This is a genomic window from Brevibacillus panacihumi (genome assembly GCF_003710985.1).
In the GTDB taxonomy this organism is placed as follows: Bacteria; Bacillota; Bacilli; order Brevibacillales; family Brevibacillaceae; genus Brevibacillus; species Brevibacillus panacihumi.
In genome coordinates this window covers 15,395-35,987 of sequence record NZ_RHHT01000028.1, presented here as the reverse complement: position 1 = coordinate 35,987, position 20,593 = coordinate 15,395, and the positions used below count along the sequence as shown (strand labels likewise).

Below are 20,593 nucleotides of genomic sequence, written 5' to 3'. Positions count from 1 at the left end.
CTGATTTGTCATGCCTCCGATGCAAGCTTGGGGGTAAGCTGGGCTTTTTGCATTCGTCTGCCATAGAGGAGGGCCAGTAAGTGGAGGAGGAGATCCGATGAAGTTGCTATCGTATCGGCATCGCGAGGAAGAACAGTATCGAGCTGGGCTTACTGATGGGGAATGGGTATGGGATGTGGCACAGCTCCTGACCGATGCCCCCGACACGGTGGAAGGGCTATTGGAGAACTGGGAGCATTGGCTCGCCCTGCTGCACAAGATGGAGCAGGAGAAGAAGCTGAACAGCCGCGCCAGCCTAAAGCTGGAGGGTTTGCTCCTCGGTCCTCCCGTTCCCAGACCACGCAGTTTTCGGGATTTCTACGCTTTTGAGGAGCATGTCAAAACAGCGCGCTCCCGGCGAGGCTTGGCAATGATCCCGGAGTGGTACGACTTTCCCGTCTTTTACTTTTCCAATGCGGCAGCGTTCTCGGGGCACAAGGCTGAGATACACAGGCCCAAAGCTACTGTTCGGCTTGACTACGAGCTGGAAATCGCTTGTGTGATCGGAAAAGCGGGTGTCGATATTCCTGTCGAACGGGCAGCCGAACATATCGCAGGCTTCGCGATCCTCAATGACTGGAGCGCCCGCGACCTGCAGCTTGAGGAGGTAAAAGTCGGACTCGGACCGGCTAAAGGAAAGGATTTCGCAACCTCGATGGGGCCATGGCTGGTCACACCCGATGAGTTGGAGGACGTCAAGATTACAGGCGCTAAAGGCGATCGCTACGATATGACGATGGTCGCACGAGTGAATGGCGTGGAGTACTCGCGAGGGAACTTCCGCGATATTCACTATACGTTTGCCGAAATGATCGCTCGCGCTTCGGCAGATTGTCCCCTTTATCCGGGAGATGTGATCGGCTCGGGCACCGTGGGGACGGGCTGCATCTTGGAGCTGGGTGAGGAAAAGGGAGGCTGGCTTAATCCGGGGGATGTGATCGAGCTGGAGGTAGAACGGCTCGGCGTGTTGCGCAATTCGATCAAAAAATAAAACGGAAAGAGGGGAAAACGATGGCATTCTATCATCGCATGGGAGAAATTCCGCATAAAAGGCATACTACCTTCTACAAGCCGAATGGCGAATTGTACCGCGAGCAGGTTATGGGCACCAAAGGGTTTTCCGGCATTCAGTCGATTCTGTATCATCACAATCCCCCGACGCAAGTGCGCGAGACGCGCAAGTACGCAGATGTTCGTCTGGAATTTGTGGAGCAGGAGGATCTCAAGCATCAGCATTTTAAGACATTTGATCTCAAAGAGGGCGGCGACCCGGTGTTTGGCCGTCAGTATCTGCTCGGAAACAGTGATGTCGTGTTGGGTGTTTGCGCACCGACAGAACCGATGAACTACTTTTATCGCAATGCGGACGGCGACGAAGTGTTGTTCGTGCATCAGGGGACAGGAGAGCTGCAAAGCATTTTTGGCACATTGACCTATCAGCCGGGAGATTATCTCGTGATTCCCATCGGGACTACGTATCGGATCGTTCCCGCCGAGCAAAGCCGCTTTCTTGTGATCGAGTCCCAAAACGAAATCGTGCCGCCAAAGCGCTATCGCAATGAGCATGGCCAATTGCTGGAGCATTCTCCTTTTTGCGAACGGGATATTCGTTTGCCGGAGCGGTTGGACACTCATGTAGAGTCAGGCAATTTTGAAGTGCGCGTCAAAAGGCAGTCTGTGGTGTACAGTTACTTTTTTGACTTCCATCCATTTGACGTCGTGGGCTGGGACGGTTATCTTTACCCATATGCACTGAGCATACATGATTTTGAACCGATTACCGGCCGGGTTCATCAGCCGCCGCCAGTCCACCAGACCTTTGCCGGACAAAACTTCGTCATTTGCTCCTTTGTGCCGCGAATGTACGATTACCATCCGCAGTCGATTCCGGCACCGTATTTCCACAGCAATGTCGAGAGCGACGAGGTGCTGTATTATGTCGATGGCAACTTTATGAGCCGCAAAGGGGTCTTCGAAGGCTCGATCACGCTGCATCCCATGGGGATCCCCCACGGACCGCATCCCGGCAAGATCGAAGCGAGCATCGGCAAGACCGAGACGAAGGAGCTTGCTGTCATGCTGGACACCTTCCGGCCGTTGCGTGTGACGCGTCAGGCTTTGCAGGTGGAGGATCAGGAGTACATGGCGAGCTGGCTGCCGCCGCGCGAGTAGAGAACAGGAGGGCTAGCATGGAGTTGCAGGTAAGTGAACTGGCCAGACAGGAAAAATACAAGCTGCTGATCGGATGCATCGTGCCGCGTCCGATCGCTTGGGTCACATCTCTGGGGGGAAACGGAATCGTAAACGCCGCACCCTTCAGCTATTTCAACGTCGCGAGCATCGAGCCGATGATGGTGTCTGTCGCCGTCATGCGCAAGCCTGGCAGCGTGCCCAAGGATACCGCTCGCAACATTGCTGCGAACGGACAGTTCGTCGTAAACATGGTAGATGTCCATAATGTAGATGCGGTAAACCAGACTTCTGCAGATTATCCTGCGGATGTCAGCGAGGTAGAGGCGCTGGGGCTTGCGACATCGCCATCCTCCATGATCGAGGTCCCGCGACTCACGGCATCGCGCATCCATTTTGAATGCAAGCTGCACCAGATCGTCGAATTGGGCTCCCCTGTGACTTCAGATTTGATCATTGGTGAAGTCGTGCACGTCCATGTCGCAGACGAACTCTATGAGGCTGGACGCATCGACGCTGCCGCGTTCTCGCCTGTCAGCAGGCTTGCAGGGCACACCTATGCTACCCTGGGCGAGATGTTCGACCGCCCTCGTCCCGAATACAAGGCCCCGCTCGCGGACAAATAACAGGAAATGGGCTGGATTATTCCAGCCCGGGGTAGCGCGAAACGGCGTCAGGGCGTATCCAGCGGTCGTACTCCGAAGAGATCGTAGCGTTGACGGGAGGGCCGTAGGGCGTTACGTTCGGCTCCGATCCGTCCGGTCGAACAACGTTTTGCTGGTAGTAGTACTGCTGCTGGCCTTGGATATGGCTTTCATCTTGTACGGTTTTCGCGGAGCATCCGCCAATCCACAGGGAGATGGCGAGGAGCGCGAGCAGGAACGGCATGGAAATCACCTCAACGGTAGCGTGAGCACAAACGGCTCCATTCATGCATGAGGAACAATCTCCGTCCAGGGGCGGAGGACAAATCCCTCTACGGGCCATTTTGCCGTCACTTTCCGTCGGGTATCCTGAGGATACAAGGAAAACACGGAATCGTAGAGAGGAAGGGAAGTCATGAGAGAAAATCGTTTATATCGTTCGCGCACAGATCGGCGTCTGTTTGGGGTGTGTGGAGGAATCGCTGAATTTTTACGCATAGATGCCACGCTGGTACGGATCGGAGTAGTCATTTTGACCGTCTGTACCGGTATTCCGATCCTGATCTATTTTCTGCTCGCTTTGATCATGCCCAAGGAACCGCATTGGTCCCATGAATACAAGAGACATGGCAGATATGACCGCGAGGCTGATTTCTACGATTACCACACCGAGCCGGATGTGGACAGCCAGCTTGAACGCTTGGAAAAGCGGGCATTGGTCATGGAAGTGCAGCGCTTGCGGGAAGAATTGCTGAAATATAAAGGGATATAGGAATGAAAAAGGATGGCGAAATCTGCGCCGTCCTTTTTGCATGGAGAGGAGTCCGCTGTCTCGGTGTGGAAATACTGGTCATCATTCGTAAGGAGCGATCCACAAATGCTATTCCGTAGAAAAACATACAAGCTGCATCCGGGAAAACGGACGGAATTTGATCGTTTTTTCCACACCTACTTGTACCCGAACCAGATCAAGCATGGTGCAAGGCTGGTGGGACGGTGGGTGAATGAAGCGGAGGATGAAGTATTCGCGATTTGGCAGTATGACAGTATGGAGCATTACGAAAAAATCGAGCAGGAAATCAGGAGCAGTGAGCTGCACCAACAGGCTCAGGGAATCAGAACATCGCTCGGAGCTCTGTACAGCGAAAGTAAGCAAGATTTTTGGACTTCGACGGCAGAACCTGAAACCTATCATCCTCCGAAGCACATCGTTGCAGTCAGCGGCTATATCACTAATGAGACAGGAGAAGTTTTGCTCGTCCGCAATCTTCATCGCTCAGACACGATGGAGCTGCCAGGAGGGATGGTGGAAGAGGGGGAGAGCCTGGAAGAGGCTGTTATACGGGAAATATTCGAAGAGACCGGGATCACAGTGAAAGTGTTTGGCGTGACAGGTGTCTATCAAAACATGACGAGCGGTGGCATTTGTGTCATGTTTCGCGGTGAGTACGCTTCGGGTCAATTGCAGACAGCGGAAGGTGAAACGACCGAGGCGGCTTTTGCTCAAATTACCGAGGAGAATCTGGAGGACTACATCACGAGACCTCATTTGCGCGTCCGTTTGCTCGATGCCCGGAACTCTCGATGCGTTCCTTATGAAGCATTTCGAGTCAGACCGTATGACTTGATCCGCAGATTAGAGGAATAAGCGGAAAGTACGAGGAGATCAGGCGAAGAAACAGGAAACATATGGAACCTCCTGCATATCATGTAAGGTGGAAAACCTACATAGGGAGGGAAAGAGAGTGTATGTCGGCGTGTTCGATATGAATCAGCGCTTGGAAAAGACCCGCAAAATCCTGCGCGAGAAGCAGCACCTGAAAAAACTGATCGAAGAAGACATCCGTGAGCTGGAACGGGACGTGCAGGACTTGGAAGAAATTTTGAACCAATGTCAGCCTACCTTGCAGCGGTCATAACATGTAAAAAAGTGGCAGACTGGGTTGATTCCAGCTGCCACTTTCCAATTTACGGCTATTCCAATTTCCAAATATCCGCCACGATCTCAAACGAACGGAGCCGATCCGCGTGATCGTACATGGAAGTGGTGATCATCAGCTCGTCGGCTTGTGTGGCATCGAGCAGCTCTTGCAGCTTCTGCTTTACTGTCGAAGGGCTGCCAATGATCGAGGAGCCGAGTTGGGAGAGTACAGTGAGCTTCTCGAACTCCGACCACAGCTCATCCATATTTTCTACCGGTGGCTGGACGGGCTTTCGGTCATCGCGAATAATTTGCAAAAACGACTGAAAATGCGAGGTTGACAGGTATTGTGCACGCTCGTCCGTGTCGGCAGCCATGACGTTGACCCCTACCATGGCATACGGCTCCTCCAGCACCTCAGAGGGACGGAAGTGATGGCGGTAGACGTCCAGGGCCGGCAGGATGTAGTTGGGGGAAAAGTGCCCTGCGAAGGCAAAGGGCAGACCCAGCATACCGGCCAATTGGGCGCTGAAATCACTGGAGCCCAACAGCCAGATAGGGATGGACAAGCCCTCACCCGGTATGGCGCGAATTCCTGACGCGGATGCTTCTGAAGCGGGCTTAAAGTACCCGCGCAGCTCGGTTAGAAGTTCTGGAAAGTCAGCTCCGCCGACGTTTTGATGGCGTCGCAAGGCACGGGCGGTCCGTTGATCGGTACCAGGCGCCCGTCCCAACCCAAGGTCGATGCGCCCTGGATACAGCGATTCGAGTGTGCCGAACTGCTCCGCGATGACAAGTGGCGCGTGATTGGGCAGCATGATTCCGCCGGACCCGACCCGAATCGTGGAAGTGCCAGCCGCGATGTATCCGATCAAAACCGAGGTGGCGGAACTGGCGACACTCGGCATTCCGTGATGCTCAGCGACCCAGTAGCGCATAAAACCCCATTTTTCCACATGCTGGGCGAGATCGAGACTTTTGCGAAATGAATCGGCAGGCGTGCTTCCCTCGACAATGGGGGAAAGATCCAGCACGGATAGGGGAATATCGCGCAATTGCTTGCCTGCGCCTTGATCTATGTTCGAATGGGCCATCTTTGCTTCCTCCTTTATTGAAAAGCGGGCTTGATATGAGACGTTTTGGGTGATAGTTGGTACTTTGCATGGTAAAGATGACGTGAATTTGTGTCAATGCTTCGATGCTTTGGCCTTGCACTTCCATAGAAAAAAGCCCGGTCAGGGGCCTTTTCGCATTCCCTTCCGGACTTATTGTTTGGTCAAAATCACTGGGCCATCCGCTGTAATCGCCAATGTGTGCTCATACTGCGCCGACAGCTTGCCGTCTCGCGTGCGAGCCGTCCAACCGTCTTCGTCGATCTTGGCGTGGTAGGTGCCGATGTTGAGCATCGGTTCGATCGTCAGAACCATGCCTTCTTTCAGGCGTGGCCCGCGGCCTGGAGGACCGAAGTGGGGAACATACGGCTCTTCATGCATCTTCTGTCCGATCCCGTGGCCGGTAAAATCGCGTACGACCGAATATCCTTCCGATTCGGCATACGACTGGATCGCGTGGGAAATGTCACCGACCCGGTTGCCCACGACCGCTTGCTCAATACCCAAATACAAGGCTTTTTCAGTCACTTCCAACAGTCTTTTCGCTTCGGCGGAAATATTCCCCACAGCATAGGACCAGGCGGAGTCGGCTAGCCAGCCGTCTTTTCGTACCACCATATCAATCGTGACGATATCTCCATCCTGCAACGGTTCCTTTTTGGGGAAGCCGTGGCAGATGACGTCATTGACGGAGCCGCAGGTGGCATACGGATAGCCCGAATAGCCTTTTTGCTCCGGTGTCGCGCCGTGCTTGGCCAGAAACGCTTCTACGAACTGGTCGATCTCCCATGTGGAGATACCGGGACGAATCATCTTGGCGATCTCGCGGTGGCAGGCAGCCAGGATCTTTCCCGCCGCCCGCATCAATTCAATCTCTTCAGGTGTTTTGAGGATGATCATGGTCTCTCTCCTTGTTCTCGCATAGGTTCGCTACACGGTATAGTATATAGTGTAGACTGGTTTGGGGCCAATTGCCACCGTCAAAAACGCGTGGTAGGATGAGGAGGAAAAAATCAACTGGGGGTAGGTAGCGTGGACAAGTTTCATGAGCATCTAGCGAATTACCAGGCGCATATAAAAGAGGACGTGGAGAAGCGGTTGGCGTTTATCCGAGAGCAGATCGACGGACCCGGACTAAACGGGGCGGTAGTCGGGATCTCGGGAGGCATCGACAGCGCCGTGACAGCGGCATTGTGCGTACGGGCACTTGGAAGCGAGCGAGTCATTGGAGTATGGATGCCAGCCTATTCCCTGCCGGTCCATGAAGCAGATGCCAAGCAACTGGCAGATGCGATCGGACTGAACCTAGTCACTGTAGACGTCGGCTCTGCCTTTGACGCACTGGTTCCCGCCATCCAGAGCGTTCTTCCCCTCGATGACAAGACGAAGGGCAACACCAAGGCACGTCTGCGCATGACGGTTCTGTACGCTGTCGCCAACCAAAAAGGCTGTCTCGTCGCAGATACCTGCAACCGCAGCGAGGTGTATGTCGGCTACATGACCAAAGGCGGAGATGGACTCGCGGACTTCAATCCAGTAGCAAGCCTGACCAAGCACGAAATGAGAATTCTGGCGAAAGAGCTGGGTGTTCCCGAATCCATCATCACAAAGGCGCCATCCGCCGATCTATGGGAAGGCCAGACAGACGAGCAGGAAATGGGCTTCACTTATGAGGATCTGGATCGTTTTCTGATTACTGGGGAGACGCGGCCGGAGGCGTTGGAACGCATTGAATACCTGCACCGGATCTCAGAGCACAAAAGAAACCTGATGCCAGGAATTTAATCAGGAAGTCTTTCCCGGCAAAGGTTGATTCTTGAACGTTTTTGTATGATAATAAAGGTTATGCACATAGACCTTACGGAAGAAAGAGGTGGAACAGATGTCGACGACTGAATTGATGCTGAAAACAAGTCTGGAAGGACGTGTGAAGCGCACTCTGCAAACATACTTCCGACGTCCCAACTTGGTATTGGTTCAAGAAAGCTTGGGTGCGAACGGCCTGTCCCCGGAGCAAGTAGAGGTTACCATGGATTTGCTGAAACAAGAACTGACTGTTGCTGAAATCATGGAGCAACTGCGCGATAAAGGCTTCTTTGCCTAGTTTGTGAGATGTTGCGTAAAAAAGACCGGTGTGACTTCTGAAGTCGCAACCGGTCTTTTTTACTCTGCCAAGCGGCGGAGCATTTCTCCGTCTGGAGTCGGTTTGTTGTCAGGATGTTCTTTTGGCATAATAAAAGGCAGATGACAAATGCGGGAAATGTGGTGACTCCATTTTGGAAGAGATCTCTTCTGTATTTGGCACGTACATCAGCAACTATGGATACTTTGCCTTGTTTGGCTTGTTTTTTCTCGGCATATTAGGGATGCCGTTGCCGGAAGAGACACTGCTCGTTTTTTCAGGCTTTCTCGTATCGACCGGAAAATTGGATTTTTGGCCTACTTTCCTGGTTTGCTTTTCGGGATCGATCCTGGCGATGACCATCGCGTATTGGATCGGGCGCACATTGGGGCATTCCCTGATTGAACGAGTGGGAAAACGCTTTGATATCGTCTATCAGGTCTATCAAAAGACTAGATACTGGTTTGAGCGCTTCGGGAAGTGGGCGTTGCCGATTGGTTATTTCATTACAGGTGTGCGGCAATTCACTGCGTATTTTGCCGGGATTACCCGCCTTCCATTTCCCACCTTCATTCTGTACACCTACACGGGCGGTCTTGTATGGAGCTTGCTGTTTGTAACCCTGGGGTGGCAGCTGGGAGAGCGATGGGAAGTCGTGTTCACCTGGATCTCTCACAATCTCGCCCTGTTTATTCTGAGCGCTTTGTTTTTCTTGTTGCTTGGTTTGCACCTGTACCAAAAAGGTTGGATGAAAAAAGGAAAAAGGGAGGAAACATCATGAAGGAAGAAGAACAAAAACAAGAATCATTGCCTGTGGTGCGTCCTGTTACGGAAGTGATTGCCATTGAGCTTCCGGAAAAACATCAGCGTTTCTACGACAAACTGCGGGCAAAAATTGAGGCTTTCATTCGTGAAAAAGGCGTCAATGAGAAAGCGGCAGGCTACATCCTCCTGGCTCCAGACTTGTTCGTGCTGCTGGCCCGGTTGATGCTGGACAAAAGGGTCGGAGTACAGTCCAAGGCCGTAGCGGGCTTGGCTGTCGCCTACTTCATCTCGCCGGTCGATTTTCTTCCCGAGGCATTTATTGGCGGGATGGGATTGCTCGATGACGTCATCCTTTCTGTTTACGCATTGCGGCGGATTCTGGCTGACGTGGACGAGTCGATCGTGCGCGAGCATTGGAACGGCGAACAGGATGTCTTGGGTGTCATTACCAAGGTCATCACGGAAGCAGACAATCTGGTCGGGCAGAAAATCGTTGCCAAATTGAAAGAGGTACTACGGCGCAAATAACGCATATAGGATGGGAAAAAGATGAGATATTTACTGGATTACCAAGAGGGAGAGCGGGTTGTCGGGTTTTGTCTGGTCAAAAGCAAGGAAGCAGGCGTAGCAAGCAACCAAAGCGAGTACCTCAACCTGGAGCTGGGGGATCGCTCCGGGACAATCATGGCAAAATTATGGGACGTAAGCGCAGAGATCAAAGAGGCGATACAGGTCAAAGCGGTGGTCAAAATTGATGCCGTCGTTCAAAGCTATCGGGGCAAAAAACAATTGGTCATCCAGCGGATCCGGCCAGCCTCGCAAGCAGACGAAGTAGCGATGGAGTCTCTGATCCCGATTTCCCCGATTCCTCCAGAGGAGCTATGGGGGAAGCTGGAGTCTGTGATCCACAGCCTGCAGAGCAAGACGCTGCAGGCCATTCTGCTTGAAGCGATCAGCGACAGTGAAATCGCCGAACGTCTGCGTCAATATCCGGCAGGTGTGAGGATGCATCACAACTACTACCACGGCCTTCTGGAACATATCGTTTCCCTGCTGACGGCAGCCGAGCGCTTGTTGCCGCTCTATCCGCAGGTGGACCGGGACGTCCTGTATGCCACCTGCATCCTGCACGACATCGGCAAGCTGTACGAGCTGTCTGACCCGATCGCGCCCGATTATACCACGCCGGGCCAGCTCATCGGCCACCTGGTGATGGGCGTAGAGATCGTCACGGGAATCTGCCGCAAGCTGGAGATCCCGCTCGGGGATGCGGAAGTCTTGCACTTGAAGCATTGTATCCTCAGTCACCATGGTGAAGTGGAGAACGGATGGGGGAGCGCAGTATCTGGAAAAACGCCTACCGCCGTCTTGTTCCACTACCTCGATCAGATCGACAGCAAGATGAATGCCTTGGGCCAAACCTTGTCCGATATGGGAGAAGAGGAATGGTCTTACGCCAATGTCCTCAGGCGCAAGGTGTGGAGAGGATACTAGAAATCAAGCGTCTTGGCGCGTGGGCAGGTTAACACGGCTGCGAGAGTGAGCAGCAAGTTGGCCTGTCCTATTTATCGGAATTGCCTAACACTTTTCATCTGGTAGGATTTTTTCTCTTTTTGTAGAATAACAGAATTTGATTCCCATTTGATTGGCTTCCCAATATGCCGATCACAAGAAGGAGAAGTTCATGAAACGTCCAACCTATACCCTACCAAGTATTGTCAAGAAGGTATTCCGGTCCGGCGAACGCTCCCTTCCCCGCATGGAGATTTGCGCCCGGATGGAAGAGAATGAGCTTACGGCTTATACAGATCTGGATAGCGGGTCGTTGCTTGATACAGTGCTGAAAATGGAACAGACACCAGTGCGGGTTGGAAGTTCAGAGGCAATCGTGGAACTTACATACCAGCCCCACCAATTGTACGATTTGGCATACCGTTTCTTGCGTGATACCCAAACTCCGAAGCTTGTCGAACAGATTGTTGCAGAACTTCGCAGGCATACTCAGTTTGGCTGGAATCAGACGTTACGGCTGTTGCAGTTGGAGCGGGACCCCAGATTTGTCCAGTTTCAAGGGGACTCTCGCTGGTTTTTGGCGGAATGGACGCTGGCGAATGATCAGGTTTTCGCCTTTTGTGAAAAAAATGGCATCACTCAGGTGACGTCACGCTCACTTGTCCATTTTTTGGAACAGGAAGTAGGGGTGGCTGTGGATGCTGCCTTTCTGCCAGGATTGGATGATCGCTTCCGAATCGATGGAGACACATTGTACATCACGGTCACAGGCAACGAAGCAGAACCAGACCTAGCTGCTCAGGAGGTTGCGGCTGCCGCAGTTCCTGATCTTGTTTCTGCAGAGGAAATCAATCAGCATGAGAAAAAACACCAGGTATTAAAAGAGATGAAGGAGGATCATACCATGAATAATGTTCAAAGCCAATCCGTATTTCAGGAAGTACAACAACTGCTGGAAGAAGCGGTCAACCGCCTGGAGCTGCGCCATGCAGAAATGTCCCAGGAAGTCGTCGCTCATTTTCAGCAAAGCAATATGCAAGCTATAGAAGTCCTGATGAAAGAGAAACATAAGAACGAACAAATCGCGCTTGGCATCCGACAAGTGCTGGCTGCAAGTGAACAGCAATGAGTAACCAGGGCGCTACGATCCGGTTGGAGCAAAGATTTGCCTTGCTGCGGGAGATTGTCGCATGCTATCGGATTCGCCTTGAAGTTATGGAGCAGGAAGTGGTGGAACTCTTCACTGCGAACCAGCTCACCGCAATTTCTGCATGCATGAGTGAAAAACAGCGCATCCAGACGCGGATCAACCGACTGGAGACCTTTATCGAACAGTGGGAACAACGCGGAGATGTAGGAATCACTCATGAAAATAAACGTGAATACTTGAACACCTGACGAATAATGCGGTAAGATTGGGGGATTGTGCAGGATTCCCCACGCAAGCCGCGTGGGCTGGAAAGGAGATCCAATTCCCTTATGTCTGTTGGTAGAAATGAACTGTGCCCCTGCGGGAGCGGGAAAAAATACAAAAAATGCTGCGGTGTCGTCACGCCCATTACCGAGCTGCGTAGTCGCCACGAGCAGAAGCTGCAAAAGGAGTACGCGGGCTGGGTAGAGCGGCTCAATCATTTTGTCGGCGGTCATGTGACCAATGAAGCGATTTCCGAGGCTCGGAACCGCTTTGCCGAACAGATTGGTCTGCCGGAAGAAAGTGTGATGCGTCCCGAATGGGCTGCCCATTTCTTCAACTGGTTTGTACTCGATGAAAAAACGGGCAACACGACGTTGCTTGAGAATTACATCAAGCAGCACGGACGTCGAATGGAGCCTGATCTGCGGCGTGCTTTTGCCCGTCTGCATCTGAATACGTATGAAATTGTCGAGGTAGACCGCGATGTCCTGACTGTGCGTCAGCCGCAGAGCGGAGAAGTGCATTATTTGTTGCGCTCCAACAATTTGCAGGTTCAGCCAGGGCAAATTGTCGTCGGCCGCCTGCTGAATCTCGGGCTTCGGAATATGCTGTTCTCGGGCAGCATCATTTTGCAGCCCCATATCAAGGAGCCGCTGATGGAGTGGCTGCAGCAGCATCCTGAAGTGCAGCAAGCTGCAGATGATGCCTCCAAACGGATCTACACCCCGTCGTTATACCGTTTTATTGTCCAGTTTGGCAATGAAGCCGATCGCCAGTCTCATGGCTCCAATAGCCTGCTGCAGCGCCGTTTCCCTTTGGCGGATGCAGAGGAGTTTCGCAAACTGATTGAGTCCAAGCGCAGCTTTGAATTGAAAAAGCGCGATAGCGGCAAGGAAATCTGGGTGTATGCCCGTCGCAAGGAAGAGCATTTGTTCCGCGGGCTGAAGGATGCCCTGCTGGAGCTGTACGAGGTCCAGGCAGAAGTCCTAGTGCAGGATGGGCAGGTTCTTTTGGAGGGGTATCCAGAAGAGCTGGAGGAGATCGCAGGCCTGTTGCAGCTTCATGGGCTGATGGAAGAAAAAACGATCTCTGTATTGACCTCGACAGGCTCCAAGCTGACTCAAGGAACCCTGTTTATCACCAGCGAGCCAACGTTGCCGCCGAAAGTGCTTCAGTGGGCTGTCCAAACCTATTTTGCAGAGAAGTGGCTTGTCACCGGACATGATGCTTTGGATGAGCTTGCCCCTGTTCTGGTGGCGGCATCAGACAATCAGGAGCTGAAGGGGATGCTGGAGTCCCTTCTGTCCCAAATGGAGCAAGACAGCAAGCTGGGGCAGGGAATCGCCCGTTATATGCGGATGGATCTGCTGCGACCACGTTTGACTATGGACAACGACAGTCTGCATGTATTCAATCTGCTGCGCCGCCCGCTGATCGAGGGGTTGCCGGAAAGTGTCTACACGATTCTTCCGGAGCGACTGGCAGAGATGAACCGCTTTGTTCATGAAATGACAGAAGGCAAATCCGAAGCGACTGTCAAAAAGTACGATGAAGTGATGAACAACTTCCGTTCATTCGTCAGAGGAGCATTTGGACCTTCCTTTGAGTGGGATCACTTGCGGCGCGAGGATCTGTCCTTCTTCCTCGTTCATGATATTTATTCGCGCACTGACGCCGTTACGAAGACGTTGGCGACCAATCTTCTGTCGGTCCTGTCCGCCTTCTTCAAGTGGCTGGACAAGCAGAATGGCACTTCGCTGTCGGCCGTGATGCAGCCATTGTTTACAGAACTGAAGGAGTCCTTGCCGGAGATTTATCGACTGCGCGGGATCCTGGAAAAAGAAGCGTACCAGCATCTGTACGCGACTCCGTCTCCAGGGCTTGCGGAGGTTTGTGAGGAAGGCTTGCTCTTGCTCGGAACCGAAAAGGATGGCTGGGTGGCAAGAAGGCAAAATGGCGAGAAAATCAAACTGATGCTTGACGCCGATGCAAATCAGGTGCTGGGAGCAGATTGGGTTGTTTTCGGGCTGTTTGGCCAAACAGAGGATGGAAGCTGGCGCCTATACAGCTCCGCAGAGCTCTATCCGCCTGTTGTAGCGCAATTGCTGGGAGCGCCCGTCGGCATCCTGATTTAAGGGATAAAAAAGAAAGCTGGGGAAAAACGTTCGTTTTTCTCCAGCTTCTTTTTTTATGCTAATGTTTTAGCCGTTCGTCCAATTGCGGACAGTCTGGTCTGAGGGAAGCATCAAGCCCAGCAGTCCGACCAACGGAAGCAGAGAGCAGAGCGTGATGACGCTGCTGATGCCGGAATGATCGGCGAGGTAGCCCAACGCCAGGGCGCCCATTCCTCCCATTCCAAAGGCGAGACCGATAATCAGCCCGGACACCATCCCGATACGGCCTGGGAGCAGCTCCTGGGCATAGACAACCGCAACAGAAAAGCTGGAAAGCATGATGAAGCCGGTAAGAAAGAGCAGCGGATACGTCCAAATTCCGTTGACATACGGTGTCAGAAGCGTCAGCGGCAAGGAGCCCAACATGGAGAAGATCAGGACATTCCGTTTTCCAAAACGGTCGGCGAGCGGTCCTCCGAGAAATGTCCCGACTGCCCCTGCGAGCAAGAAGCCGAAGAGGACCAATTGCGCCTGTGCATATGCCATATTTTTCAAATCCATCAAATAAAACTGATAAAAACTTTGATACCCCACATGCATCCAGGAACGGACACTGACGATCAGAACGAGCAAGCCCAGTGCCAGCATGCGTTTGCTGCCTTGGCTGTACTTGGCAGGAGCCGCAGGCGTTTTGACCAAGCGCTCCTGGCCGCGGTACCAGGTGGCGACATAAAAGAGAACGACGCTTGCCAGCCCGGCCGGGACCAAAAACCAAGAAGCGCCGACCTGGCCGAGGTTGGCGAAGATGAGGATGGTCATGAGTGGCGCAAGGGCTTGCCCGGCGTTGCCGCCAACTTGAAAGATTGACTGTCCCAAACCTCTGCGGGGGCCGGAGGCTTTATGGGCGAAGCGCGAAGCTTCCGGGTGGAAAACGGCCGAACCGATCCCTACGCAAGCGACGGCTAGCAGAACCAGGGCGTAATGGCCGGCAAAAGCAAGGCAGAACATGCCCAGTCCTGAGACCAACAGAGCAACAGGAGTCAAAAAAGGCTGTGGCTTGCGGTCTGTAAAATAACCGACGACCGGCTGCAATACAGAAGCCGTGAAGTTCATGACAAGCATAATAATGCCGATTTGCGTAAAAGAAAGAGTGAGATTTTTCTCCAAAATGGGCAAGAGGGCAGGAACAACTGCCTGCAGGGCGTCATTCAGCAGGTGGGCAAGGCTGATTGCGAACAACATCCTGTAGACTGTTGGAGCTGCGCTCGCTGCTGGTGTTGCATGGGTTACAGGGGCGCTCATCTGGTTTCATCTCCGTATTTGTTTTTTTCCTTACTCTAGCATTAGAAAAGCGCAACGTCATCCCTCTAATTCCGGAATATACAGTTTATTCATAACGTAGTTGAAGAGTTATGATCACAACGCTGATCGACCGAAATTTCGAGGGATTTTGTAAACAGGAGGAACATTTTTCTACAAATGAAGACAATGATGTGGTACAATACCGGAGTCAGAGTTTTACCATCAGAAGAAAAAATTAGTACATCCTGTCGATTGGCAACCTTGCAAATCGTTTGTGCCTCCCACTCTTTTGGTGATAAAGCGTCGTGAACAAGGAGACTGATACGCATGCCTCAACCTCAAGGAATGACTCGAACACGCGCTTCCGCTCCCCCAAAAAAGAAAAGGGGACGCAGTGGAAAGCTGCGCAGATGGTTTGTTTTTCTTAGCTTGTTTGTTCTGCTTCTGGTCGGTGGAGTGGCCGGAGCTGTTTATTGGAAAATTGACAACACACTGGATACCGTGACAAAACCGAATGACCAGTTTACCTCTCCTGTATCGCAAAATGTCGACCCTACTTATTCTTCCACCAAACCTTTGTCATTTGTCGTTCTCGGGATGGACTCACGCCCGGAGACTGGCTCTATGAACACGGACGTAATGATCGTGGCTGTAGCGAACCCGGAGACAAAAAAGGTCACGATGGTCTCCATACCGCGTGATACACGGGTGAAAATCCCGGGGTATCGCGATTACCACAAGATCAACTCCGTATATGCAAATGGCGAGGCTGACCGTCGCAAAGCTGAGCGAAACAACAAGATTCCTACTGAAGACGGGGTTTCTTTGACCAAAAAGACATTGAGCGAGATTCTGGGCATTCCCATCGATCACTATGTCGCCATCGATTTTGATGGATTCAAGGCTGTCATCGATGAGCTGGGCGGCGTCGAGGTCAACGTCGACCGCAAGCTGGTCTATGACGACCCGACAGACGACACCCATATCAACCTCAACCCAGGCGTTCAGCTGTTGAACGGGGAGCAGGCGTTGGGCTATGTGAGACATCGCCATGACAACCGCGGGACGAAATACTACTCCAGTGACTTTGACCGCAATCGGCGCCAGCAGGAAGTCATCCGCGCAATTGTGGACAAGGTAGGATCGTTGGAAGGATTGACGAAGGTATTCACTGTCATGGATGTCGGAGCCAAGCATATCCATACAGACCTCTCCAAGGATCAGATCAAAGGGTTGGCATACGACTTCAAAGGATTCAACGCCAATACCGTCACTGCACTTGAAAATGGAGCTTTCTGGAGCGGCGGATATACATACCTCGAAAAAGAAAAGCTGGAAGCCGTTCGCAACTCGCTTCAGACGGAGATGGGCGTGTCGGGCAAGATCGTGGCGTCATTGAACAATTCTCCGATTTTGGGCAAAAATGAGGAAGCGGTGGCCGCATCCTCCAAGAACAAGCCGGCAACAACAAAGAAACAGACTGTGCCTCAAGAGCCGAAGAAAGAAAAGAATGATACGGCCGAGATGCCTCAGCAAGATCCGAATCTAACGGATTCTCCAAATGCGGAAGGGACCACTGAACAGGCACCTCCTCCAGACGTGGATGAGTCAGCTGAGCAGGGCGTGCCTGCTCAAGGACAGACAGTCCCGCAAGATGCTACGGCACCCGCGCAGGCACCACAAGGCGAAGTATTGCCGCCGCCGGATATTATCTCTCCGGTAGGTCAGGATATTACCCAAACACCGACGCCAAACCAAGACAAGGCACAGACAGACACCCGTTTTTAATGAACGGGTGTTTTTTTGTCTTGTTTCATGTGAATGAGAGGTTTAGAAAACACCAAAGACGTGATACAATAATACTATAACGACAAGACAGATTAATCTGACAACTGTTTATCTGACTGGAGGGATTAGGATGACGATTTTTTTGGTGAATCTGTTCCTGGTGATAGCCTTTGTTTATTTCATCAGCCGCCAGCAAAATGAAGAATTCGTGTATGACGAAGATTTCTTTCTCCAGAATCCCTCAGCATTGGAAGAATATCAGCAGATGCCAATCGATTTCCAGCACGCATTTTTTAGAAAACACAAAGAATGGATCAAGGAAAAATATATGCGGGGAGAAAGCTATGTGCTCGGATACTGTCCCAATAAAGAAGTGCGCCGTGCATGGCTGTCTGAATTCATGAACAAGAAGAATGTCAATAATACGCCAACCCCTTCCTGAAAGGGGTTTTTTTCTGCTTTCTGCATCTTGCTCGTGGTATACTGAAGGGCGAAGGAACATAGGAGAGGCGGATTTATGGATGCTGCAATACCTGACTGAGCAACTAAACGGGCTCTTGTCCGAGCAGGGTGTGATTACGGACATTGTGCTGCGCTCCGAGCGCTCCCTTTTGGAGGATACGGAGATTAGGGAAATTATGCTGACTTTTATGGAAGAAGAAACGGAAGGCAAGCCAGCTGCGACGATCCATCTGTTCCTGATGCCAGATGAAGAAAGCTGCGAGGTAGAAGTGGAGATGGAATGGAGCGGCGCATTGTCTGACGAAGCGAAGTTTCACATCTGGGAGCAAGCCAAATGCATCGTTCCCGAAATTTCCTTAAGCGAAAAAAAGCGCTTCCTGGAACGGGAGCAACTGGCAGAACAATCGATCGTGCTGGACTATCACTTTCTTGTACAAATGCCAGCGAGCGGGTCTGAAGAAGCCGTACAGGAGTGGAATGACCTGCTTGATCGTTTCGCGAAAGATCTGGGGAAGCTGGTTCGCTTGCCTGCCTGAATACGGAAGTTGATGGGGATAAAGCCGAGGGAGAGAATTCTCGGCTTTTTTTCGTGTGTTCATGTATATAGATACTGGAAATGCCGTTTATTTCTCGGTAGGGAAGAAAGGGGGAAGGAATTTCGGCGTGATGCAGAGAAAAAAGAAAGGAAAGAGGAATGAATGAACATTCATTCGTAATTGGGGGTCATGACGATGAAACTCGCTAAGGCATTGGAACCCGTCTATCTTGGAAGTATGGAGCTGCGCAATCGCATCATGATGGGCTCGATGCACGTTGGAATGGAAAAATTGGAGGCTGGAGTAGAAAGATTGGCAGCCTTTTACGCGCAGCGGGCGCGAGGCGGGGCTGGCTTGATTGTCACGGGCGGCGCAGCAGTGCTGCCGGAAGGTGGAATGGGCGATGAGTATTGCCATGTCTATGGGGATGACCAAATCCCTTCCTGGGCGCTGATTACTGAGGCGGTTCACCAGGAGGGCGGCAAAATCGCGCTGCAGCTCTTCCATGCGGGCCGTTATGCATACAAAGATGCGACGGGCCTGGACCCGGTGGCTCCCTCTCCCTTGCAAGCGCCAATCAACCGCTGGGCTCCACGCGAATTGACGGCAGATGAGATCGAAATGACGATTCAGGCTTTTGCGGATGGTGCTGTTCGAGCGCAAAAGGCTGGCTTTGACGCCGTTGAGATTATGGGATCGGAGGGTTATCTGATCAATCAGTTTTTATCCCCGGTCACCAACCATCGCGAAGACGCCTGGGGTGGAGATTTTGAGCGACGCGCCCGCTTTGGAGTGGAGGTAGCTAAGCGAGTACGGCAAGCCGTAGGCGAAGGGTATCCTGTCATTTTCCGCATGTCAGGTCTTGATTTGATGCCGGAGAGCACGTCCATGGAGGAGACGCTGCGATTTGCTGCGATGCTTGAGGAGGCGGGCATGGACGCGCTGAATGTCGGAATCGGCTGGCATGAGTCCAAGGTTCCGACAATTGCCATGATGGTTCCGCGCGGCGCATACGTCTGGGTGGCCCAGCAGGTGAAGCAGGCCGTCACCATCCCCGTCATTGCGAGCAACCGGATCAACGACCTGCGACAGGCTGAGAAGATTCTCGAGGAAGGGCGGTGCGATCTGGTCTCGATGGCACGGCCGTTCCTTGCCGACCCGCAGATTGTGAGCAAGAGCGCCGAGGGACGTTTTGATGAGGTCAATACCTGCATCGCCTGCAATCAGGCTTGTCTCGATCATATCTTTGACGGCAGAGTGGCTTCCTGTCTCGTCAATCCCGAGGTGGGACGGGAGAAGGAATGGGCGCTGGTGCCGACGGCAGTAAAGAAAAAGGTGGCAGTGGTCGGCGCAGGGCCAGCAGGACTGGAGGCGGCGCGGGTGCTGGCGGAGCGAGGGCATCAGGTGGTGGTCTTCGAAAAGCAGCAACAGATCGGCGGGCAGCTCAACTACGCCAGGCAGGTCCCAGGCAAGGAGGAATTCAACGAGACCTTGCGCTATTACCGGACGCAGCTTGACCGGCTGGGCGTCGAATTGCGCCTTGGGGTTAAGGCCTCGGCTGATGCTCTTCTCGCCGAAGGATTTGATGAAGCTGTCATCGCGACGGGGGTCATTCCACGACGTCCCGACATCTCCGGAATCGATCTGCCGCATGTGGTCAGCTATGCGCAAGTATTTGAAAAGCAAGCCAAAGCGGGCAAGCGCGTAGCGATCGTAGGCGCTGGAGGCATTGCCTGCGATCTGTCCCATCTGCTCGTTCAGGACGAATCCATCAGCCCGCAAGCGGCACAATACCTGCTGGACTACCGCATTCTCGACGCTCGAGCACTACAGCGAATGCAGCAGAGCGGACGCAAGGTAATCATGCTGCGCCGTGGAAAACACGTCGGCACAGGACTTGGAAAAACCACACGCTGGGCTGTATTGGCCAATCTGAAACAGCATGGTGTAGACATGCTGACGCAGATCGAGTATCGTGAAATTACTCGGGATGGCGTGGTCATCAAGCAGGGCGAAGAAGAACGGCTGATACCAGCGGACACCGTCGTGATTGCGGCAGGTGCAACGTCCAACGACCGTCTCTTTCATGAATTGATCGGGCGTCTCCCGGTCCATCTGATCGGTGGGGCGAAAGAAGCGGGTGAATTGGATGCCAAACGGGCTATTTTGGAAGGATCATCCATAGGTCGTGTCATTTAATAAGATCTTTTGTCGAAAGACTTTTCATCTTCCTTTGATTCTTGCAATATAGGAGTAGAGTATCATGAAAAATCATGTGATTGGGGGCACTCGCCTTGATGAATCATAACGGCATACTTTTGGGAAAACGCCACTTCCTGTACTCGACTGCTTCAGTGGTTGAGGTGGAGGGCTGGACGTTTTCGATTGCCCCAGGCTTTAAAATCATCGCTGGTGGAAGCGCAGACCCATTGAAAACCCTGATCAGCATATATCGTGAGAGTGAAAAGGTGGCACAACTATATTTGCACCACAGGAAATCCGATTCAGATGTGACCGTGCAGGCCGTATCAAGCGATCTTTTGCTGGAGATCGCCCCGGCCGCAAGAAGGGTATGTGTGGAAGAAAAAGGGTAGCACCTCATTCGGGGTGCTTTTTTCTATTGAAGCTTTCACGCTGGACAACCATAATGGGAAAAAGAAAAAAGAGTAAAA

23 protein-coding genes and 1 pseudogene are annotated in these 20,593 nt (G+C 52.5%); 20 read left to right on the top strand and 4 right to left on the bottom strand.

What is annotated here, in order from left to right; genetic code table 11:
• Positions 1 to 97: 97 nt before the first annotated feature.
• Genes EDM58_RS13770 through EDM58_RS13760 form a run of 3 tightly spaced genes read left to right on the top strand, consistent with a single transcriptional unit; the run spans position 98 to position 2,855 of the window.
• Positions 98 to 1,030, top strand: coding sequence for a fumarylacetoacetate hydrolase family protein (locus EDM58_RS13770; RefSeq protein ID WP_122913836.1), 933 nt, complete (start codon positions 98 to 100; stop codon positions 1,028 to 1,030).
• 20 nt (positions 1,031 to 1,050) lie between these two features.
• A complete protein-coding gene (locus EDM58_RS13765; protein WP_122913835.1) occupies positions 1,051 to 2,211 on the top strand; it encodes a homogentisate 1,2-dioxygenase in 1,161 nt (386 codons plus the stop codon).
• 17 nt (positions 2,212 to 2,228) lie between these two features.
• Entirely contained in the window at positions 2,229 to 2,855 is a 627-nt protein-coding gene (locus EDM58_RS13760) for a flavin reductase family protein (RefSeq protein ID WP_122913834.1), read from the top strand.
• A 16-nt stretch (positions 2,856 to 2,871) separates the two neighbouring features.
• Here the strand turns inward: EDM58_RS13760 and EDM58_RS13755 are convergent, their stop codons facing one another.
• The gene (locus tag EDM58_RS13755) at positions 2,872 to 3,162 is read right to left on the bottom strand and encodes a hypothetical protein (RefSeq protein WP_246000721.1); all 291 of its coding nucleotides are present in this window, start codon (positions 3,160 to 3,162) and stop codon (positions 2,872 to 2,874) included.
• Positions 3,163 to 3,288: 126 nt separating this feature from the next.
• Here EDM58_RS13755 and EDM58_RS13750 point away from each other — a divergent pair, with 126 nt between their 5' ends.
• The 4 genes and pseudogenes from EDM58_RS13750 to EDM58_RS25725 all read left to right on the top strand — a co-directional run bounded on the left by EDM58_RS13750 (position 3,289) and on the right by EDM58_RS25725 (position 4,792).
• Positions 3,289 to 3,645 carry a PspC domain-containing protein gene (locus EDM58_RS13750; RefSeq protein WP_122913832.1) on the top strand — a complete coding sequence of 119 codons (357 nt, stop codon included), beginning with the start codon at positions 3,289 to 3,291 and terminating at the stop codon, positions 3,643 to 3,645.
• A 12-nt stretch (positions 3,646 to 3,657) separates the two neighbouring features.
• A pseudogene (locus EDM58_RS26210) lies at positions 3,658 to 3,960 on the top strand (NIPSNAP family protein); the annotation flags it as partial.
• A 120-nt stretch (positions 3,961 to 4,080) separates the two neighbouring features.
• Entirely contained in the window at positions 4,081 to 4,521 is a 441-nt protein-coding gene (locus tag EDM58_RS26205; protein WP_246000725.1) for an NUDIX hydrolase, read from the top strand.
• A 97-nt stretch (positions 4,522 to 4,618) separates the two neighbouring features.
• Entirely contained in the window at positions 4,619 to 4,792 is a 174-nt protein-coding gene (locus EDM58_RS25725) for a hypothetical protein (RefSeq protein ID WP_023557673.1), read from the top strand.
• Between the two features lie 55 nt (positions 4,793 to 4,847).
• Here the strand turns inward: EDM58_RS25725 and EDM58_RS13740 are convergent, their stop codons facing one another.
• The gene (locus EDM58_RS13740) at positions 4,848 to 5,888 is read right to left on the bottom strand and encodes an LLM class flavin-dependent oxidoreductase (RefSeq protein WP_122913830.1); all 1,041 of its coding nucleotides are present in this window, start codon (positions 5,886 to 5,888) and stop codon (positions 4,848 to 4,850) included.
• A 171-nt stretch (positions 5,889 to 6,059) separates the two neighbouring features.
• Positions 6,060 to 6,806 (bottom strand): type I methionyl aminopeptidase, encoded by a 747-nt coding sequence (gene map / locus EDM58_RS13735; protein WP_122913829.1) that lies wholly within the window; start codon positions 6,804 to 6,806, stop codon positions 6,060 to 6,062.
• 132 nt (positions 6,807 to 6,938) lie between these two features.
• On the opposite strand from map, the gene nadE reads away from it, so the two are divergent.
• The 8 genes from nadE to EDM58_RS13695 all read left to right on the top strand — a co-directional run bounded on the left by nadE (position 6,939) and on the right by EDM58_RS13695 (position 13,854).
• Positions 6,939 to 7,691 carry an NAD(+) synthase gene (gene nadE, locus EDM58_RS13730; RefSeq protein WP_122913828.1) on the top strand — a complete coding sequence of 251 codons (753 nt, stop codon included), beginning with the start codon at positions 6,939 to 6,941 and terminating at the stop codon, positions 7,689 to 7,691.
• Positions 7,692 to 7,788: 97 nt separating this feature from the next.
• On the top strand, positions 7,789 to 8,010 hold the full coding sequence (locus tag EDM58_RS13725; protein ID WP_122913827.1) for a hypothetical protein: 222 nt from the start codon (positions 7,789 to 7,791) through the stop codon (positions 8,008 to 8,010).
• Between the two features lie 172 nt (positions 8,011 to 8,182).
• Positions 8,183 to 8,809, top strand: coding sequence for a DedA family protein (locus tag EDM58_RS13720; protein ID WP_246000720.1), 627 nt, complete (start codon positions 8,183 to 8,185; stop codon positions 8,807 to 8,809).
• Positions 8,806 to 9,321: a YkvA family protein gene (locus EDM58_RS13715; RefSeq protein ID WP_122913826.1), complete on the top strand. Its 516-nt coding sequence runs from the start codon at positions 8,806 to 8,808 to the stop codon at positions 9,319 to 9,321. The genes EDM58_RS13720 and EDM58_RS13715 overlap by 4 nt, the downstream gene beginning before the upstream one ends.
• 21 nt (positions 9,322 to 9,342) lie before the next feature.
• Positions 9,343 to 10,287: a 3'-5' exoribonuclease YhaM family protein gene (locus tag EDM58_RS13710; protein WP_122913825.1), complete on the top strand. Its 945-nt coding sequence runs from the start codon at positions 9,343 to 9,345 to the stop codon at positions 10,285 to 10,287.
• A 190-nt stretch (positions 10,288 to 10,477) separates the two neighbouring features.
• Entirely contained in the window at positions 10,478 to 11,434 is a 957-nt protein-coding gene (locus EDM58_RS13705) for a hypothetical protein (RefSeq protein ID WP_122913824.1), read from the top strand.
• Positions 11,431 to 11,703 (top strand): hypothetical protein, encoded by a 273-nt coding sequence (locus tag EDM58_RS13700; protein ID WP_122913823.1) that lies wholly within the window; start codon positions 11,431 to 11,433, stop codon positions 11,701 to 11,703. The genes EDM58_RS13705 and EDM58_RS13700 overlap by 4 nt, the downstream gene beginning before the upstream one ends.
• 81 nt (positions 11,704 to 11,784) lie before the next feature.
• Positions 11,785 to 13,854: a YecA family protein gene (locus EDM58_RS13695; protein ID WP_122913822.1), complete on the top strand. Its 2,070-nt coding sequence runs from the start codon at positions 11,785 to 11,787 to the stop codon at positions 13,852 to 13,854.
• Between the two features lie 66 nt (positions 13,855 to 13,920).
• Here the strand turns inward: EDM58_RS13695 and EDM58_RS13690 are convergent, their stop codons facing one another.
• Positions 13,921 to 15,135 carry an MFS transporter gene (locus tag EDM58_RS13690; RefSeq protein WP_122913821.1) on the bottom strand — a complete coding sequence of 405 codons (1,215 nt, stop codon included), beginning with the start codon at positions 15,133 to 15,135 and terminating at the stop codon, positions 13,921 to 13,923.
• 327 nt (positions 15,136 to 15,462) lie between these two features.
• Here EDM58_RS13690 and EDM58_RS13685 point away from each other — a divergent pair, with 327 nt between their 5' ends.
• The 5 genes from EDM58_RS13685 (at position 15,463) to EDM58_RS13665 (ending at position 20,515) form a co-directional block, all read left to right on the top strand.
• Positions 15,463 to 16,923: an LCP family protein gene (locus EDM58_RS13685; RefSeq protein WP_122913820.1), complete on the top strand. Its 1,461-nt coding sequence runs from the start codon at positions 15,463 to 15,465 to the stop codon at positions 16,921 to 16,923.
• Between the two features lie 130 nt (positions 16,924 to 17,053).
• Entirely contained in the window at positions 17,054 to 17,365 is a 312-nt protein-coding gene (locus EDM58_RS13680) for a hypothetical protein (RefSeq protein ID WP_122913819.1), read from the top strand.
• Between the two features lie 79 nt (positions 17,366 to 17,444).
• Entirely contained in the window at positions 17,445 to 17,921 is a 477-nt protein-coding gene (locus tag EDM58_RS13675; RefSeq protein WP_122913818.1) for a hypothetical protein, read from the top strand.
• Positions 17,922 to 18,116: 195 nt separating this feature from the next.
• Positions 18,117 to 20,120: an FAD-dependent oxidoreductase gene (locus tag EDM58_RS13670; protein WP_122913817.1), complete on the top strand. Its 2,004-nt coding sequence runs from the start codon at positions 18,117 to 18,119 to the stop codon at positions 20,118 to 20,120.
• A 98-nt stretch (positions 20,121 to 20,218) separates the two neighbouring features.
• Complete coding sequence (locus EDM58_RS13665; RefSeq protein ID WP_023557656.1) at positions 20,219 to 20,515, top strand: hypothetical protein; 297 nt, start codon at positions 20,219 to 20,221, stop codon at positions 20,513 to 20,515.
• The last annotated feature ends 78 nt before the right edge of the window (positions 20,516 to 20,593 follow it).

Excerpts from the sequence above, each read along its gene's own strand:
- EDM58_RS13770 (WP_122913836.1), top strand. The coding sequence starts at position 98 with ATGAAGTTGCTATCGTATCGGCATCGCGAGGAAGAACAGTATCGAGCT.
- EDM58_RS13765 (WP_122913835.1), top strand. The coding sequence starts at position 1,051 with ATGGCATTCTATCATCGCATGGGAGAAATTCCGCATAAAAGGCATACT.
- EDM58_RS13760 (WP_122913834.1), top strand. The coding sequence starts at position 2,229 with ATGGAGTTGCAGGTAAGTGAACTGGCCAGACAGGAAAAATACAAGCTG.
- EDM58_RS13755 (WP_246000721.1), bottom strand. The coding sequence starts at position 3,162 with ATGAATGGAGCCGTTTGTGCTCACGCTACCGTTGAGGTGATTTCCATG.
- EDM58_RS13750 (WP_122913832.1), top strand. The coding sequence starts at position 3,289 with ATGAGAGAAAATCGTTTATATCGTTCGCGCACAGATCGGCGTCTGTTT.
- EDM58_RS13740 (WP_122913830.1), bottom strand. The coding sequence starts at position 5,888 with ATGGCCCATTCGAACATAGATCAAGGCGCAGGCAAGCAATTGCGCGAT.
- map (WP_122913829.1), bottom strand. The coding sequence starts at position 6,806 with ATGATCATCCTCAAAACACCTGAAGAGATTGAATTGATGCGGGCGGCG.
- EDM58_RS13725 (WP_122913827.1), top strand. The coding sequence starts at position 7,789 with ATGTCGACGACTGAATTGATGCTGAAAACAAGTCTGGAAGGACGTGTG.
- EDM58_RS13715 (WP_122913826.1), top strand. The coding sequence starts at position 8,806 with ATGAAGGAAGAAGAACAAAAACAAGAATCATTGCCTGTGGTGCGTCCT.
- EDM58_RS13710 (WP_122913825.1), top strand. The coding sequence starts at position 9,343 with ATGAGATATTTACTGGATTACCAAGAGGGAGAGCGGGTTGTCGGGTTT.
- EDM58_RS13705 (WP_122913824.1), top strand. The coding sequence starts at position 10,478 with ATGAAACGTCCAACCTATACCCTACCAAGTATTGTCAAGAAGGTATTC.
- EDM58_RS13700 (WP_122913823.1), top strand. The coding sequence starts at position 11,431 with ATGAGTAACCAGGGCGCTACGATCCGGTTGGAGCAAAGATTTGCCTTG.
- EDM58_RS13695 (WP_122913822.1), top strand. The coding sequence starts at position 11,785 with ATGTCTGTTGGTAGAAATGAACTGTGCCCCTGCGGGAGCGGGAAAAAA.
- EDM58_RS13690 (WP_122913821.1), bottom strand. The coding sequence starts at position 15,135 with ATGAGCGCCCCTGTAACCCATGCAACACCAGCAGCGAGCGCAGCTCCA.
- EDM58_RS13685 (WP_122913820.1), top strand. The coding sequence starts at position 15,463 with ATGCCTCAACCTCAAGGAATGACTCGAACACGCGCTTCCGCTCCCCCA.
- EDM58_RS13680 (WP_122913819.1), top strand. The coding sequence starts at position 17,054 with ATGACGATTTTTTTGGTGAATCTGTTCCTGGTGATAGCCTTTGTTTAT.
- EDM58_RS13675 (WP_122913818.1), top strand. The coding sequence starts at position 17,445 with ATGCTGCAATACCTGACTGAGCAACTAAACGGGCTCTTGTCCGAGCAG.
- EDM58_RS13670 (WP_122913817.1), top strand. The coding sequence starts at position 18,117 with ATGAAACTCGCTAAGGCATTGGAACCCGTCTATCTTGGAAGTATGGAG.
- EDM58_RS13665 (WP_023557656.1), top strand. The coding sequence starts at position 20,219 with ATGAATCATAACGGCATACTTTTGGGAAAACGCCACTTCCTGTACTCG.